The sequence below is a fragment of the Rossellomorea yichunensis genome (assembly GCF_032337515.1).
Lineage (GTDB): Bacteria > Bacillota > Bacilli > Bacillales > Bacillaceae_B > Rossellomorea > Rossellomorea yichunensis.
In genome coordinates, this window is record NZ_JAVYAD010000001.1 from 92,641 (window position 1) to 107,444 (window position 14,804).

Annotated in this window: 16 protein-coding genes; 13 read left to right on the plus strand and 3 right to left on the minus strand. The window is 41.8% G+C overall.

From position 1 onward, the window contains the following. Window positions 1-96: 96 nt before the first annotated feature. The 11 genes from yfcC to RSX31_RS00525 all read left to right on the plus strand — a co-directional run bounded on the left by yfcC (window position 97) and on the right by RSX31_RS00525 (window position 11,355). Window positions 97-1,599 (plus strand): putative basic amino acid antiporter YfcC, encoded by a 1,503-nt coding sequence (gene yfcC / locus RSX31_RS00475; RefSeq protein ID WP_148993282.1) that lies wholly within the window; start codon window positions 97-99, stop codon window positions 1,597-1,599. Between the two features lie 75 nt (window positions 1,600-1,674). Next, the gene (gene iadA, locus RSX31_RS00480) at window positions 1,675-2,847 is read left to right on the plus strand and encodes a beta-aspartyl-peptidase (RefSeq protein ID WP_148993283.1); all 1,173 of its coding nucleotides are present in this window, start codon (window positions 1,675-1,677) and stop codon (window positions 2,845-2,847) included. A gap of 287 nt (window positions 2,848-3,134) precedes the next feature. Beyond that, window positions 3,135-4,406: an MFS transporter gene (locus RSX31_RS00485; protein WP_148993284.1), complete on the plus strand. Its 1,272-nt coding sequence runs from the start codon at window positions 3,135-3,137 to the stop codon at window positions 4,404-4,406. A 148-nt stretch (window positions 4,407-4,554) separates the two neighbouring features. Then, window positions 4,555-5,094 (plus strand): RNA polymerase sigma factor SigY, encoded by a 540-nt coding sequence (sigY, locus tag RSX31_RS00490; RefSeq protein WP_315632755.1) that lies wholly within the window; start codon window positions 4,555-4,557, stop codon window positions 5,092-5,094. Continuing rightward, entirely contained in the window at window positions 5,072-5,392 is a 321-nt protein-coding gene (locus tag RSX31_RS00495) for a YxlC family protein (RefSeq protein WP_315632757.1), read from the plus strand. Before sigY ends, RSX31_RS00495 begins: the two co-directional genes overlap by 23 nt. Beyond that, a complete protein-coding gene (locus RSX31_RS00500; RefSeq protein ID WP_148993287.1) occupies window positions 5,389-5,601 on the plus strand; it encodes a sigmaY antisigma factor component in 213 nt (70 codons plus the stop codon). Before RSX31_RS00495 ends, RSX31_RS00500 begins: the two co-directional genes overlap by 4 nt. Further along, window positions 5,598-5,912 (plus strand): YbjQ family protein, encoded by a 315-nt coding sequence (locus RSX31_RS00505; RefSeq protein WP_148968314.1) that lies wholly within the window; start codon window positions 5,598-5,600, stop codon window positions 5,910-5,912. The genes RSX31_RS00500 and RSX31_RS00505 overlap by 4 nt, the downstream gene beginning before the upstream one ends. Window positions 5,913-6,451: 539 nt before the next feature. Continuing rightward, window positions 6,452-8,209 carry an ABC transporter ATP-binding protein gene (locus tag RSX31_RS00510; protein ID WP_315632761.1) on the plus strand — a complete coding sequence of 586 codons (1,758 nt, stop codon included), beginning with the start codon at window positions 6,452-6,454 and terminating at the stop codon, window positions 8,207-8,209. Continuing rightward, the gene (locus RSX31_RS00515) at window positions 8,206-10,224 is read left to right on the plus strand and encodes an ABC transporter ATP-binding protein (protein WP_315632763.1); all 2,019 of its coding nucleotides are present in this window, start codon (window positions 8,206-8,208) and stop codon (window positions 10,222-10,224) included. Before RSX31_RS00510 ends, RSX31_RS00515 begins: the two co-directional genes overlap by 4 nt. Window positions 10,225-10,486: 262 nt before the next feature. Beyond that, entirely contained in the window at window positions 10,487-10,864 is a 378-nt protein-coding gene (locus RSX31_RS00520; RefSeq protein WP_282138175.1) for a hypothetical protein, read from the plus strand. Next, a complete protein-coding gene (locus tag RSX31_RS00525; RefSeq protein WP_262372518.1) occupies window positions 10,861-11,355 on the plus strand; it encodes an endolytic transglycosylase MltG in 495 nt (164 codons plus the stop codon). The genes RSX31_RS00520 and RSX31_RS00525 overlap by 4 nt, the downstream gene beginning before the upstream one ends. A 163-nt stretch (window positions 11,356-11,518) precedes the next feature. Here the strand turns inward: RSX31_RS00525 and RSX31_RS00530 are convergent, their stop codons facing one another. The 3 genes from RSX31_RS00530 to RSX31_RS00540 form a co-directional block, all read right to left on the minus strand. After that, window positions 11,519-11,905, minus strand: coding sequence for a hypothetical protein (locus RSX31_RS00530; protein WP_315632767.1), 387 nt, complete (start codon window positions 11,903-11,905; stop codon window positions 11,519-11,521). A 96-nt stretch (window positions 11,906-12,001) separates the two neighbouring features. Then, window positions 12,002-12,133, minus strand: a complete 132-nt coding sequence (locus tag RSX31_RS00535) for a hypothetical protein (protein ID WP_262371578.1) — start codon at window positions 12,131-12,133, stop codon at window positions 12,002-12,004. Window positions 12,134-12,484: 351 nt separating this feature from the next. After that, a complete protein-coding gene (locus RSX31_RS00540; protein WP_315632769.1) occupies window positions 12,485-13,093 on the minus strand; it encodes an NAD(P)-dependent oxidoreductase in 609 nt (202 codons plus the stop codon). A gap of 207 nt (window positions 13,094-13,300) precedes the next feature. On the opposite strand from RSX31_RS00540, the gene RSX31_RS00545 reads away from it, so the two are divergent. Then, window positions 13,301-14,125, plus strand: coding sequence for an amino acid ABC transporter substrate-binding protein (locus tag RSX31_RS00545; RefSeq protein WP_282138171.1), 825 nt, complete (start codon window positions 13,301-13,303; stop codon window positions 14,123-14,125). After that, window positions 14,109-14,804 carry an amino acid ABC transporter permease gene (locus RSX31_RS00550; protein ID WP_113971234.1) on the plus strand — a complete coding sequence of 232 codons (696 nt, stop codon included), beginning with the start codon at window positions 14,109-14,111 and terminating at the stop codon, window positions 14,802-14,804. The genes RSX31_RS00545 and RSX31_RS00550 overlap by 17 nt, the downstream gene beginning before the upstream one ends.

The window sequence follows — 14,804 nt, forward strand, 5'->3', positions numbered from 1 at the left end:
CTCGTGAAGTTTGTATTTTCAGATAATTATAGAGTGGCACGGAACTTGCATGTACATATGTGAAGAAAATCATAATTGTCAAACGGGGGGAAAGAAATGGAGAAAGAACAAAAGGCCTGGAAGGTGCCGCATACATTCATTATTGTGTTTTTCGTTGTACTGGCAGCCGCAATTTTAACGTATGTCGTACCAAAGGGGCAATTCACAACAGAAGAAATCACGTTCATGCAGGATGGAGAAGAACAAACCAAAACGGTATTAAATCCTGATTCCTTTAGTTATTTAAAGGATGATGATGGAAACCTAATTAGAGAAGGAACCGGTCTTTTCGAGCCGGGAGGCGGAATTGGATTCCTTAATTATGTATTTGAAGGTCTCGTATCAGGGGATAAATGGGGGTCCGCTGTAGGTGTAGTAGCCTTTATCTTAATTATTGGTGGAGCGTTTGGTATCATCATGAAGACCAGGGCCATTGAAGAAGGGATCCTGAAGGTTATTGAGAGGACGAAAGGAAAGGAATCTCTCATCATCCCGATTATGTTCTTCTTGTTCTCATTAGGGGGAGCCGTGTTCGGAATGGGGGAAGAGGCCATTGCCTTTGCCATGATTCTCGTTCCAATCATGATTGCGATTGGGTATGATGCCATCACTGGAATCATGATCACATACGTGGCGACTCAAATCGGTTTCGCCACTTCATGGATGAATCCATTCGGAGTGGCTATCGCACAAGGTGTTTCAGGTGTACCGGTTCTTTCGGGAGCAGGTTTCCGTATTATTATGTGGATTGTCTTTACACTTGTGGGGATCATTTACACATGGAGATATGCTCAAGCGATTCGGAAGGAACCTAAACGAAGTCTTTCTTACGCTTCTGATGAATACTTCCGTAAAGAAGGCAGAGTACGAGACCTAAATACCAAATTCACTTTAGGTCATTCACTTGTCATATTAACGGTTGCAGTTGGTATTGCCTGGATCATTTGGGGAGTAGTGGAACACGCTTACTATATTCCGGAAATTGCGAGCCAATTCTTTACGATTGGATTAGTAGCAGGAATCATTGGCGTTCTGTTTAAATTGAATGGAATGTCATGGGATGATATAGCAGATGGTTTCATCGACGGAGCGAAAGATTTATTGCCGGCTGCCTTAGTTGTAGGTATGGCAAAAGGAATCGTCATTATACTTGGGGGAGATTCACCTGACGCCCCATCTGTATTAAATACGATGTTATATGGAGCAGGGCAAGTGGTCGGGGATTTCCCTGAAGCCATTTCTGCCTGGTGTATGTATGTATTCCAGTCTGTATTCAATTTCTTTGTCGTATCTGGTTCCGGTCAAGCCGCTTTAACAATGCCTTTGATGGCTCCACTTGCAGATATTGCCGGTGTCTCTCGTCAAGTAGCGGTCCTGGCCTTCCAATTAGGAGATGGATTAACCAATATTCTTGTTCCGACCTCTGCTGCCTTACTTGGTACGCTTGGAGCAGCCCGTGTCGATTGGGGAATATGGGCTAAATTCATTATTAAATTCATGCTCATTCTATTCGTTCTGTCATCGATCTTTGTGATAACGGCAACACTCATCGGATTCTGATTGGAATAATAGTGCCGAACCTTGTTGTAAGGTTCGGCACGGTTATATGAAAAAGAAGAGAAGGGAGCAAACAGCATGCTGACATTAATTCAAAACGGAGAAATTTATGCTCCAGAATATATAGGGAAAAAGGATATATTAATAGTAGATAATAAATTAGGTTTTATTGAAGAAAAGATTGAACCTCCTCATCAATTTGTTGATATAAAGATTGTGGATGCAACGGGTAAATTTGTAGTACCTGGCTTTATAGACTCTCACGTACATATAATGGGCGGAGGCGGCGAAGGAAGCTTTCGTACGAGAACGCCGGAAATTCAACTGACTCAGGCTACGCTTGCCGGTATCACGACTCTTGTTGGTGTGATTGGAACAGATGGAACGACGAGAACGATGGCGAGCCTTGTAGCGAAAGCAAGGGGTCTTGAAGAAGAGGGGATCACCTGCTACGCGCAAACCGGTTCTTATCAAGTACCATTGAAGACGCTAACCGGAAAAATTGAAGACGATATTATTTTAGTAGACCGCATCATCGGAGTAGGTGAAGTGGCGATTGCTGACCATCGCTCATCTCAACCCACAGTAAACGAATTGACGAAAATTGCTTCTGCTGCCCGAATTGGCGGCATGCTTTCAGGTAAATCGGGAATTGTCAATGTTCATGTAGGAGATAGTCATGACCATTTAAAGCTTCTAGAGGAAATAGTCGACACAACGGATATTCCGATTAAACAATTCTATCCAACCCATATCAATCGAAATGCCCATCTGTTTGAAGCCGGGATTCAATACGCTCAAAGGGGTGGTTATGTAGACTTTACGACTAGTACCATTCCTCAATTTCTCGAAGATGGCGAAGTGAAATGCAGTAAAGCGCTAAAACGCATGCTCGATGCAGGTGTACCGGTAGAACAAATCACATACACATCGGATGGACAAGCAAGCCTGCCTAATTTTGATAGGGACGGCGAGCTGATTGGATTACAGATTGGTCAGGTGTCGAGTCTTTACAAGGAGGTAAAGGATGCAGTTCTGGAAGAAGGCATCCCGTTAGAAACAGCCATTAAAGTTATAACATCAAATCCTGCCAAAATCCTTAAATTAAAGCAAAAAGGTCGTGTTGAAGTCGAAATGGACGCAGATCTGGTGTTGTTGGAAAAGGATACGCTTGAAGTGAACACGGTGTTTGCCAAAGGTAAGTTGATGGTAGAGAACGGGGAAGCGATAGTGAAGGGAACGTTTGAATGATTGTTTGGTTTTGAAATAGCTTGGAGCCTTGTGGCTTTGGGCTATTTTTATTGCAACGGTAAGGGATAAAGATGTTTTGAGCGGATAACGGCGAAATTTTCGTATTAACCGAAATTCTAATTATATCGGCGATACCGAATTTCCTGATTTTTTGCTAACGAGGAGAGATTGACTCTCGATACCTATCCGACCACAGACGGAGGAAAAAACCACCAATAGACCCTCATGTTCTTCGGTTGTTCCCTATATTATAAAGATAGTTAATCATTGATGGGGGACGGTTATTCATGAAAAAAATGATTGAAATCTTTAAGAATCCAATTTTTCTAAAGTTATTCTTTGCTAATTTCACTTCGCATATGGGTAGTGTGATTGGTTTGACAGCTTTTATGTTTTATCTTCTTGACCGGTTTTCAGAACAGCCCATGTTTGCGTCGCTAACGGAAATGATGTACTCACTTCCTACACTTCTCGTATTCTTCCTGGTGGGGGTATTCGCGGACAGAATGGACCGGCAAAAAATTGCCTACCACTGTGATACGATCAGTGCGCTCCTTACACTTTTATTATTTGGGGCCATCTTTATTGGCTGGCTTCCCCTCATATTTACGATTTTGTTTCTGCGAAGCGGTGTACAGAAGTTCTTCTTTCCTGCTGAACAGGGGATACTCCAAGGAGTGCTTTCAAAAGATGATTATTCAACGGCCGCCGGCTTGAATCAAATGGTGATGAGCTTGTTTATGTTACTTGGAAATGCTGTGGCCATCTTTGTATATTGGACTGCCGGGATCTTTGGTGCAATTGCAGTCGATTTTGTTACATTCGTTATTTCTGCCATCTTAATCAGGAAATGTATCATTCCTGAAGAAGTTCGTCTTCCAAACGGCAACCATACGTTGAAAGACTTGAACATTCAGTCTGTGACAAAAGATTTTACAGCCGGAATGAACTATATACTGAATCACAAGCTGCTATTATCCCTAATTGGAGGTTTTGTCGTATTTGGAATTGTGAACGGCGGATTCTCGGTCATTCCCATTTTTATATTGAAATATAAATTGGCTCCAGAGTCTTATGAAGAATATTCGATTTTATTAGGTGTCGCCTTCGGTGCCGGTGTATTGATTGGCAGTATCTGCTCTTCAATGCTTGCTCAGAAGTTCAAGTTTCATGTGTTGATCGTTGCGGGGCTGGTTATTTCCGGAACGTTTATCATCGCAGCATCTTTTGCTCCTGCGACTTGGATCTTCCTCACGATCATCTTCTTCGCTGCACTGGGGTTACCACTTGTGAATATTGCAATCGGGGGATGGATGCCAAGCATCATTGATCCGAAAATGATGGGAAGAGTGCAAGGGTGGATCAATCCTCTTATGATGCTGTCACAATCCATTACCCTGGGAGTGATTGCTTTGACATTCCCGACTGTAGTAACCGTTGAAATGCTCTACTGGCTCGTTGGAGGATGTCTAATCATAGTAGGTATCTTCTACACCATCATTCTTCCTAAATATGTAAAGGAGGAAAGTGAAGCTCAGCCTGCTGCTCTGAATGGCTAAGTGAAATCTCTCTATGAATTGGAAAGAGCAATTCATAGAGGGATATTTTCATTTCAAAAAAACTATAATGATTTTATGAACGATTTTTCTTCTTGTGCGTCTTATGAATGAACTCGCCGGCTGGGGCGAAAAGAAAGGACAGTAAAGGATGAAAGAGAGAGATCTGATCAAAGGGGCGAAAAAAGGGAATCACGAAGCCTTTGCTATCCTTTTTAAAGAACATTATCCTTTTCTAGTAAAGTACTTAATGAAAGTGACAATGAATCGGGATCAGGCAGAGGAGCTTGCACAGGACACAATGGCAAAATGTGTAGAGAAGATTCATCAGTACAATGGGAAATCAAAATTCTCATCTTGGCTGATTTCCATCGCAACCAATCGTTATATTGATCTTCAACGAAAAAAGAAAAGGGAACAGAATTGGCAGAATGAAGAAGAGAACTTTAGAAAATTAAAATGGGAGATGGAGTCAAGGAATGAAGAATGGAATGATGTGCTGGCGGCCTTGTCCACTCTATCAGAGGATATCAGGCTCCCTATCATTCTGAAACATTATTACGGATATTCCTATGAAGAGATTGGACACATGACAGAAGTGCCACCTGGGACAGTGAAATCACGGGTTCATCATGGGATCATTCGGCTGAGGAAGGAGTTGAAACTAGATGAACAACCATCAGGAACATAATGACGAATTAAAGGAATTACTGGAGAACGGATTCCAGTCAATTGATGAGGACATTGACGAAAGTACACCGTCCCTGCAGTGGTTTGAGCAATTAGTAGAGGATCAGCAAGAGGAGATTAAATCCAGGTTTAAACGGGATCTCACCATCTTTTTTCTTTTGGCCTGTTGTATCTTGACTGTGTTTTCCCTTACATTATTTCAAATGCCAATTCTATTTCTTCTCCTTCAAGTTACTATCTTTGTGGGAGCCTCGATTTTTACTGGCATAACATATACGAAAAAGGTGAAAAGGATATGACAAAAGAAGAGCTCTATATCTTACCCCTTGTCATTCCGATCCTTCTGACTCAAAGCATTTACCTGTTTCTCGATGCACGTAAGAACGGACATAACTATTGGTTCTGGGGGATATGGGGATTGATTCAGTGTCCATTTCCACTCATCTTTTATTTCATATTTACAAAGAAGATCTGGAGAAAATTCAATGCAGGGGAGAGGAAATCATGATTATAGTGACAACCGATTATGTACCGGGTAAGGATGTAAAAGAATTAAAAGGATTTGTAAGGGGAAGCACCGTCCAAGCAAAGCATATTGGCAAAGATATCATTGCCGGTCTTAAAACCATTATTGGCGGAGAAATAAGTGAATACAGTGAGTTGATGGAGGAAGCAAGAAAACAAGCGATTGATCGTATGATGGAAGAAGCTTCTCAAAAAGGTGCAAATGCGGTTATTGCCGTTCGTTTAGAAACCTCGGCCGTCATGCAAAACGCTTCTGAAATTATTGCTTACGGAACGGCTGTCGTTGTGGAATAATTCTGCTATGGTGGTTCACTTATATTGTGAAAAAACATATAGTATATAGAAAATTATCAATAAAAATAATATTGACACAATTCACGGCGTGTAGTATGGTTATTAATGGAATAAATAATAAAAATGAATGGAGGGTTTGTGATGATGAAAGTGTATACAATTCAAGGAGTACCGGCAGCCAATTTCATATCATCACATAACCAGTAACTCCTTAATCATTCTGTCATACGAATATTAAAGGCACAGGTTATGCATATAATCTGTGCCTTTCTATGTCCAAAAATAAAGACGGACGTTTTTAAGGCGCAACAGATTGATAGGGATTCGGAACGAATACCTATCGGATCTTGTGATAAAAGCCTTAGGCGTCTGTCTTTTTTATTGTTTAAGTGTACCAAGGATCATCCTTGATCACATATAAAAACATAATTTCATAAGGAGGAAAAGATTATGTTACTCATTCAAATGAAGAAGATGATGTCTGCTGTGGAGACAGAAGGCGGATAGTGAAGAAAGTCAACAAGAGGAGGTAATGTGGAATGTTTAGTATTTTTAAGAAATTATCGTGGTTTTTTATTGAAAATTGGAAGAGATATACGGTGGCAATCGTTCTATTGACGATTGTCGGAATCCTTGATGTGATTCCTCCAAAGCTTGTAGGGAATGCCATTGATGACATTCACCTAGGTGCGATGACATGGGAAGTCGTAGGGGAATATCTGTGGCTGATCGCCGGAATCGCACTCATTTCGTACGCAATGACGTATGTGTGGATGTATCAATTATTTGGCGGAGCGTTTCTCGTTGAACGTAAGCTTCGCGGTAAATTTATGGGACATTTACTAAAGATGACTCCGACTTTTTTTGAAAAGAATCGTACGGGAGATTTAATGGCAAGGGCAACGAATGATCTGAAGGCCATCTCGGTTACAGCCGGTTTCGGAGTATTGACACTAATCGATTCCAGTGTCTTTATGTTAACGATCCTTTTTACAATGGGATTTCTAATCAGCTGGAAACTGACGATCGCAGCAATATTGCCGCTTCCGATCATGGCTATGTTGATGAAGGTGTACGGTGCGAGAATTCATAAGCGATTCACGGAAGCCCAGGATTCATTCGGTGACTTGAATGATAAAGTGCTTGAATCGATTGCAGGGGTCCGTGTCATTCGTGCATATGTACAGGAGAGAGCGGATGAGAAGCGTTTCGCTGATATGACTGAAGACGTCTATAACAAGAATATTGGTGTGGCAAAAATTGATTCTCTCTTTGAACCAACAATCAAAGTACTTGTCGGGTTGAGCTATTTAATCGGACTTGGTTATGGAGCATATCTTGTGTTTCATCAATCGATCACATTGGGAGAGCTTGTTTCCTTTAACGTGTACCTCGGGATGCTGATTTGGCCGATGTTTGCCATCGGGGAGTTGATCAATATCATGCAGCGCGGGAATGCATCACTTGACCGGGTTCAAGAGACCCTTGATTATGTGCAGGACGTCCAGGATTCTGAGAATCCTCAACGGATAGATTCTCCTGATCAAATCGGATTTAAGGATGTGGACTTTCAATATCCGACTTCACAAGTGTTGAATCTGTCCAATATCAATCTTCATATCCACCGGGGAGGCACTCTTGGGATCGTCGGGAAGACAGGAAGCGGGAAAACGACCTTTATCAAGCAGCTCCTTCGTGAATACCCTGCCGGAAAAGGGGATTTATCCATAGGAGGGGTCCCGATCAGTGAATTGACCATCCAGCAGGTTAGGGATTGGATCGGTTACGTGCCCCAGGATCATGTCCTTTTCTCAAGGACCGTTAGAGAAAACATTCTGTTCGGCAGACTTGATGCGACTGAGCAAGACCTGGAACAAGCCATTGAACTGGCTGATTTCAAAAAAGATCTTGAAATGCTTCCGGACGGATTGACCACTCTTGTAGGAGAAAAGGGTGTGGCTCTTTCAGGTGGCCAGAAGCAGCGGATTTCGATTGCCCGGGCACTGATCAAAAATCCGGAAATCTTGATTCTGGATGACTCGCTATCGGCTGTTGATGCGAAAACTGAAGCGAAGATCATTGACAATATACGAAAAGAACGTGAAGGAAAAACAACGATTATTACGACTCATCGTCTCTCCGCAGTTCAGCATGCAGACTGGATTATCGTATTTGAAGATGGGAAAGTGGTAGAAGAAGGGGTACATGAACGACTCCTTGAAAACGGTGGTTGGTATAAAGAACAATTCGACCGCCAACAAGTTGAGGATTCCTCACGCGAGGAGGTGAGCGCATGAACGTCGGAAGAAGACTAACCGAATATGCCCTTATTTACAAAAAAATCATCATTGCTGCTCTCTTGATGCTTAGTGTGTCAGTAGCAGCAGAACTTGCAGGCCCATTTATTGCGAAGAAACTGATCGATGATCATATTCTTGGAATTGAATCTACCTGGTATGAAACGGGAGAAGGGAAAGAAGCTGTATCATATAAGGGAAAATGGTATAAACGTGATCAATATTTTTCAGAAGGTGAGACGAGAAAAGATGATATCCGTATCTTACAGGTCGGGAGAGAGTTTTATTTCGTTCCTTCCACCGTCTCCTTCGACGGAGAAAGGTCTGTCAAGTCAGGTGAAATGACGATTACGAAAGGGGATGAGTCGGCAACTTATCCCGCCGAGAAGTTGACCGGAGATGAGCTGCTGCGTTTTTATAATCCTGAAATCCCGAAAATCATTAAATTGATCGCCTTTTATTTTGGGCTGCTTGTAGTCGCTGCCTTTTTCCAATACGGTCAGCGCTACTATCTGCAGAAAGCAGCAAACCGGGTCATTCAGAAGATGCGTAATGATGTGTTCCAGCATATCCAGAAACTGCCGATCCGCTATTTTGATAATCTGCCGGCAGGGAAGGTCGTAGCAAGGATCACAAACGACACCGAAGCGATCCGGGATTTATATGTAACTGTCTTATCAACTTTCTTCTCCAGTACGATTTACATTATTGGAATATACATCGCACTCTTTATACTTGATGCAAAATTAGCAGCCATTTGCTTGATCCTGATTCCGATCCTGGTTGTATGGACGTACCTGTATCGTATCTATGCGTCTAAATACAACCATATCATCAGGTCGAAAGTGAGTGATATCAATGCCATGATCAATGAGTCGATCCAGGGCATGAACATCATTCAGGCTTTCAGCAGAGAAAAGAAAACGAACGAAGAATTCGAAGAGTTGAACGAAACACATTTCAAGTATCAAAATAAGCTCTTGAGCTTGAATTCGATGACATCACACAACCTGGTCGGGGTACTGAGAAACATCACATTTGTGGCATTCATATGGTACTTCGGAGGCGCTTCAATGGGAGTTGGATCTGTTGTCACTTTGGGCGTGCTTTATGCCTTCGTTGATTACATCAACCGGTTGTTCCAGCCTGTGACAGGAATCGTCAATCAGCTGGCAAACCTTGAGCAGGCACTAGTGGCAGGGGAACGGGTTTTCCGACTGTTAGAAGAAACCGGAACATCGGTTGAAGATGAGAAAATGAGCAGGTATGACGGAAATGTCAGCTTTGAACATGTATTCTTTGGATACAAGGAAAATGAATATGTTCTGAAGGACATCTCGTTTACCGCAAGTAAAGGAGAGACCGTTGCCCTGGTGGGGCACACGGGTTCAGGGAAAAGCTCGATCATGAATCTATTGTTCCGTTTTTACGATAGCGATGAAGGGAAGATCCTGATTGACGGAAAAGACATTGTAGATATTCCCTATCAAACGATTCGTGAGCATATGGGAATCGTCTTACAGGACCCTTACTTGTTTACGGGAACCATCGCATCCAACGTAAGCTTGGATGACCCCAGAATTTCAAGAGAACAGGTGGAAGCGGCACTAAAAGCAGTCGGTGCTGAAAAAGTGTTCAAAAACCTTGAGAACGGCTATGATGAACCGGTGATCGAGAAAGGGAGCACCCTTTCTTCAGGGCAGCGTCAACTGATTTCCTTTGCAAGGGCACTGGCCTTTAATCCAGCAATCCTGATTTTGGATGAAGCGACTTCGAGTATTGACACAGAGACTGAGGCCGTCATTCAGGAAGCGATGGAAGTCTTGAAAAAGGGAAGAACGACCTTCATTATCGCTCATCGACTCTCTACGATTAAGAATGCCGATCAAATAATTGTATTAGATCGGGGAGAAATCGTAGAGAAGGGCAATCATGATGATCTGATGAAGCGGAAGGGTCGCTATTATCAAATGTATCAGCTTCAACAAGGATCGAAAGGTGAAATGGCAGGATAGGAAGGAGGAGCACCTGACTAATTTAGTCGGGTGCTCTTTCATTTTCTGGAGAGTATCTTGAAAACGCATCTAAAGGAAGCTTGGATGGGCGAGACAAGAGGCTAGAACGACAACTCGTTTAGTCCCGAGGTGAAATAAAAAATACAATATTCTGCTAAGAAAACAGGACTTTTGTGGGATTTTGTCGTTTTAAATCGAAATTCTCTCATTATCAATGTATAATTTAATTGATAAAAAAGTTTCATAAAGGGAGGATCCTATGATGGGGTGGGCAATCGCCATTTTATTTGGGACAGCAGTCGTGCTGCTCATTTTATCGTTTATTAAAACGACACAAACCAACTCACAGCTTGAGCAACAAATAGAGCATGTTTCAATTTCAGTATTGAATGAAGTACATGAACTGGAGAAGCAGTTAAGAAATATTCAATTAGATGCTGAAATTACAGCACAACAGTCCGGGGCAGCGCCAGCGGAATCGGAAGAACGGTTCATACTTCGTGAAATGCTTGACTTACATAAGAGAGGGTATTCAATTGAAAGCATTGCATCCAAACAACAGCTCACACCGAATGAAGTAGAGCGCATGCTTGCTCCTTACAAGACAAGGAAGACTGAAAGGAGCTTAGTAGCACAATGAGAGTGACGCCTAATTCATTGCGCAGTTTTGCTGCGGGTCTCTTAATCGCAACGACGTCAATCGGTGCCGTTTATATGTTTGGTCCATCTGAAGCCAAGAGTACAGAGAAAGTGGAAACCGTTAAAACGGAGAAGCTCTCAGAGGAGGAAATGGTGAAACAGCTGACTTCAAACGGCTTTGTCATACATACAGAAGCAGAGTGGAACAAGCAGCTTTCAGCCATGACCGAGAAACAGGAAGAGAAAGTGGAAGATAAGAAAGAGGAAAAAACGGACGATAAGGTCGTTTACAAGACCATATTGACTGTTTCTACAGGTATGACAAGTATTGATGTCGGAAATGCCTTGGAAAACGCAAACATCATCAAAGACGGCCTCGATTTCTACAAAGAAGTTGAAAAGAGAGGTCTTGAAAATGATTTACGTCCGGGTACTTTCGAGGTCGAGAGCGGAATGACAACAGACGAAATCATTTCGACGATCTTTCAATAATTAGAAACTGAAAAACTAAGCAACAACTAGAAAAACTTCCGTTTGTATAGAAAACAAAAAACCACCTTATTATTTGGTATGACCAGAGCTGCAAAGAACTGGTTACCATAATAGGAGGTTTTTTGTTTTATACATATTCATGGTATCAATTTTTCCCTGTAGATTATTCTGTATTAGCCTTTAAAAGACGGAGGATTTTTGTGTTCTGTTTTTTTAGCTCATCTAATTTCTGTTGAGTATTTACAAGTTCATTTTCCAGGGAACCGATTGATTTTAATAGGCTTGATGTTCCAATGCTGGATTGATGTACATCGGAAAGCTTGCCTATGTTTGAAAGGAAAGATAGGGAAGTGGGGTTGACCAGATTTTTTAATGATTTGTTCAGGGAAGAAAGAGTTTCCTCCTTTATCAGCTTATTCCCTTCAATTTCATTTGTATTTCCCTTCGTTTGTTTCATCTCTTTTTCATTCACCATCGTCTCAGCAAGGTTCATGATGCCGCTTATATCCAAATTTTCCAATTGTTTTTTTAAATCATCATTCACTGACATCTTATACTCAAAACCTTTCTATTAATATTTGTACTCCCCGTCAGACCGGTCTGACGGGGAGTGAGTAAGGATTCAATGTTGAATTACAGGAGACCATTAAGCCCTTCCTGCACTAATAACTTCACCGATGCAGCTATACAGGACATCAGCAAGAGCTTCCTGCCCTAATAGAATAGCCACAACAAGAGCGAGTGCGAGTAATAGCACAACCAGTGCTGTTACAATCATTCCCTCACCCCCTTTCTAAATGGAAGTCAGGTAAAATTCGAACCTTACAAAAACATCTTATGTGGATTGGTGGGACAAGCTTCAGCTATTCCCCTATATTAAGTGAATATGGGCAGCCCTTTTGTATTGGTATAGTGAAAATGAGTGATGAAAAAATATATTACATATAATGAATGGATAGATGATATGACATGAGTAGGTCATCCGGGGGGAAACGGGGCTAAAGATAATGTTTCAGTAGAAAATAGGAAGAGGATAGCGGGCATGCTATCCTCTAATTACAAACGGATTTATGGATGGAAATATTCTTGAATTTTTCATATGAGGCGCCAAGTAGGATCCACCCTAATTTTAGTAACAAATCCCCACGCGAGTTTTGATATATCGGTCATCCTCCAGCTGTTGGTAGATAAAATCCCCCGTGTCAAACATGGAGATGCTTATTCCTTCTTCAGGAAGGACATCAACTTCTGTCCGGTATTCCCCAAGGCGCTCTCCATCAGGTAAATAGGTAGGACAAACAATCGTCCAATCCATTTCTGAAGCTTTTAAGATTAAATAGGCTCTTAAATGGTCCTCTGCAGCAGTCGTGCTTCTACGTTTTGATTCATTTGACTGGAATCGATACAGACTGGACTCCTTGCGTGCTTGTAGGATCCCTGCTGTACCACAGGTAATGATTCGTTTTACACCATGATGCCTCATTGCTTTTAAGAGGATGGGCATGCTTCTTGAGAGTACGTCATTCTTATCCGTATTCAAGCAGCTGATCACCGCATCGCAGCCCTCGATGGTTTTCATTACATCCTCTTCATTCAATACATCACCAGCAATATCCATGCCAGAAGCTTGTCTATCCATTTTTTTACGAACCAAGCGATTCACTTCATGTGTAGAGTTTGCTTGTTGAAAAACAACAGAACCGACACGCCCCGTACTTCCAAATAAAGCGATTTTCATCATTATGACCTCCCGTTTCCCATTTGAACTAGTTTATCGCAAAATCGCTATTCTTTACATGATTGAGCATATCAGAATACATACTAATAAGTGTGAAGAATAATAAAGTCTCGAATTGAAAACTTTTGTGTTGACTTATTCCTTGTATCGTTTTATGATGACATTCGTAATAGTTTTAAATCCGATAAGAATAGTGGGGGTTTTACAATGAAAAAATGGAAATTATCCATCATCATGCTAATTGCTTTATCCATGGTATTAGCTGCTTGTGGTCAATCTAATGATAAAGAAGAATCCAGTGGTGATTCTAAAGAAGGTTCTGAAACATCACTTTACGATCAAGTGATGGAAGAAGGAGAATTACTGGTTGGAACGGAAGGTACATATCCTCCTTTCACATTCCACGACGAATCTGGGGAACTGACTGGGTTTGACGTAGAGATTGCCCGTGAAGTAGCAAAGCGCCTTGGCGTTGAAGCTAAATTCCAAGAGACTCAATGGGATGCCATGTTTGAAGGTTTGAATTCTAAGCGTTTTGACGTAATCGCGAACCAAGTGGGAATTCGTGAAGATCGCCAGGAGAAATATGATTTCTCAACACCGTATATTGAATCAAGTGCAGTAGTGGTTGTATCGAAAGACAATAAGGACGTAACATCATTTGAAGACATCAAGGGGTTGACTTCTGCTCAATCTCTGACAAGTAACTACCGCGACATCGCTGAAAAAAATGGTGCAGAAATCCAGGGTGTAGAGGGACTATCACAATCCATACAACTCCTTGAACAAGGCAGAGTGGACGTGACAGTGAACGATAAAATCTCTATTCTGGATTATTTAAAGAAACAGCCCAATGCCAAAGTCAAAATTGCAGCTGAAGCTGAAGATGCCGGTCAAAGTGGTCTCATGTTCCGTAAAGGTAACGACAAGTTAGTGGAAGAAGTAAACAAAGCGTTAGAGGAAATGAAGGAAGACGGTACGTACAAAGAGATTTCTGAGAAATGGTTCGGAGAAGATGTATCTCCTAAGTAGTATCTACCAGGATCCTGAAGCGATGATTGATATTTTACAAAGCTCCCTGCTTCCAATGCTAGAGGGAGCTTTGTACTATTCTATCCCTCTGACGCTGATTTCTTTTGCTTTAGGAATGATCCTGGCCGTCCTTACAGCCCTTGCCCGATTGTCCAATGTATCGATTCTAAGAGGAATTGCACGATTCTATGTATCTGCCATCAGGGGAACACCTTTACTCGTTCAATTGTTCATTATTTTCTACGGCTTACCGACACTTGGAATAAAGTTTGATCCGTTCCCGTCTGCCATAATTGCTTTTTCATTAAATAAAGGTGCCTACTCCTCTGAAATCGTCCGTGCAGCGATTCAATCGATTCCTAAAGGCCAATGGGAAGCGGGCTATTCAATTGGTATGACGTATTCGCAGGCACTAAAGAGAATCATCCTGCCCCAGGCAACCAGGGTATCCATCCCACCGTTATCGAACTCTTTCATTAGTTTGGTGAAGGATACCTCTCTTGCTTCATTAATTCTCGTAACGGAAATGTTCAGGAAAGCACAGGAAATCGCTGCGACAAACTATGAGTTCCTGCTCATGTACATGGAAGCTGCCTTGCTCTACTGGATTATTTGCTTTATTCTATCCATCATTCAAGGGCGGATCGAGACAAGACTGGACCGATATATTGCCAAGTAA